This is a genomic window from Syntrophomonas wolfei subsp. methylbutyratica (assembly GCF_001570625.1).
Lineage (GTDB): Bacteria > Bacillota > Syntrophomonadia > Syntrophomonadales > Syntrophomonadaceae > Syntrophomonas > Syntrophomonas methylbutyratica.
The window spans coordinates 1-1,051 of sequence record NZ_BBQT01000056.1 but is presented as its reverse complement, the minus strand read 5'-3'; the positions used below and the strand labels follow the sequence as shown (position 1 = coordinate 1,051).

At 49.0% G+C, this 1,051-nt stretch carries 2 tRNA genes and 1 rRNA gene; all 3 read left to right on the top strand.

Annotated elements, in window-relative coordinates:
• Positions 1 to 229: ribosomal RNA gene (locus tag AWB54_RS14980) — 16S ribosomal RNA — on the top strand; the annotation flags it as partial.
• A 232-nt stretch (positions 230 to 461) separates the two neighbouring features.
• Positions 462 to 538, top strand: a tRNA-Ile gene (locus AWB54_RS14975).
• A 190-nt stretch (positions 539 to 728) separates the two neighbouring features.
• Positions 729 to 804: transfer RNA gene (locus AWB54_RS14970), tRNA-Ala, on the top strand.
• Positions 805 to 1,051 lie beyond the last annotated feature (247 nt).

Genomic DNA, 1,051 nt, shown 5'->3' with positions numbered 1-1,051 from the left:
GCAACTCGACTGCATGAAGTCGGAATCGCTAGTAATCGCGAATCAGCACGTCGCGGTGAATGCGTTCCCGGGCCTTGTACACACCGCCCGTCACACCACGAAAGTCGGCAACACCCGAAGCCGGTGACTCAACTCGCAAGAGAGAGAGCCGTCCAAGGTGGGGTTGGTAATTGGGGTGAAGTCGTAACAAGGTATCCGTACCGGAAGGTGCGGATGGATCACCTCCTTTCTAAGGAGTAAGGAGAAGAGAGGCAAAGGCAGAAGCAGGAGAAGAAATCGGCAGAGCCGATTTCAACAAAATTCCGTCTTCCGCCATCTGACCTCCGACTTCCGAAACTACCGGTCGATCCTTCTGGTCTTGACTGTTCGTTTTATATAAATATCGTAAATCGTAGGGGTAAGCTGTGAGGAACAAGGGGAAATACCCTGGTCCTTAGACCTAACCCCTGACGGGGAAGCATGGGCCTATAGCTCAGTTGGTTAGAGCGCACGCCTGATAAGCGTGAGGTCGATGGTTCAAATCCATCTAGGCCCACCATTTGAGAAGTGAGATGTGGGAAGTTGGAAATGGAAAATTAGAAGAAGTTAGAAGTGGGAATAGTAATCAAGACAGGCGAGAAATGAAATCGGCGGGGCCGATTTCATCATTTAATCGTAGCTAAGCCGTCAAAAACCAATGCTATAATACCCCGTGAATTTATTTATGGGGAATAATAGAAAACAATTCGGGGGGTGTAGCTCAGTTGGGAGAGCACCTGCCTTGCAAGCAGGGGGTCAGGAGTTCGAGTCTCCTCATCTCCACCATATTAACCTTCGCGGTAGGTTTCAACAGTTCATCTAGGCCTTACGGCTTGATTCGCTGGAAACCCACGCGTGGGACACAGCGCAGTACATCAGCGCCCAGTCGGGCATGATTCACTGGGTCGTGTCTCCAAAGTTCTTTGGAAACTGCATAGAGGGAAAGAAAGTAGGAACAATTTCATTGCCGCTTTAAAGAGATAATGCAAATTATTTCGCAAAGCAAAATGAGAAAGTTCTCTCGCAAAGGTCA